This window comes from Sphaerisporangium melleum (assembly GCF_014646695.1).
Taxonomy (GTDB): Bacteria; Actinomycetota; Actinomycetes; order Streptosporangiales; family Streptosporangiaceae; genus Sphaerisporangium; species Sphaerisporangium melleum.
In genome coordinates this window covers 1-407 of the sequence record NZ_BMNT01000105.1, presented here as the reverse complement: position 1 = coordinate 407, position 407 = coordinate 1, and the positions used below count along the sequence as shown (strand labels likewise).

Sequence of the window (407 nt, the reverse complement as noted above, 5' to 3'; positions counted from 1 at the left end):
ATCCTGGTGGCGCTGTTCGGCGCGTTCCTGCGGTTCGACCGGCTCGGCACGCCCAAGGCGGTGGTGTTCGACGAGACGTACTACGCCAAGGACGCCTACTCGCTGATCAACTTCGGCGTCGAGCGGGTGGCGGTCCAGGACGCCGACAAGATGCTCCTGGCCGGCAACACCGGCATCTGGAAGCAGTGCGGCCCGGAGCAGATCGGCGAATGCGCCTCCTACGTCGTCCACCCGCCGCTGGGCAAGTGGATGATCGGGGTGGGTGAGTGGCTGTTCGGGCCGAACCCGTTCGGGTGGCGGTTCGCGGCGGCGCTGATCGGAGCGCTGTCCATCCTGATGCTGGCCCGGCTGGCCCGGCGGATGACCCGTTCGACGCTGCTGGGGTGCATGGCCGGGTTGCTGCTGGC

General features: G+C 68.8%; 1 protein-coding gene. It reads left to right on the top strand.

From position 1 onward, the window contains the following. Positions 1-407 (top strand): phospholipid carrier-dependent glycosyltransferase (locus IEY93_RS37275; RefSeq protein WP_229691810.1); only part of this gene is annotated, 407 nt, incomplete at both ends.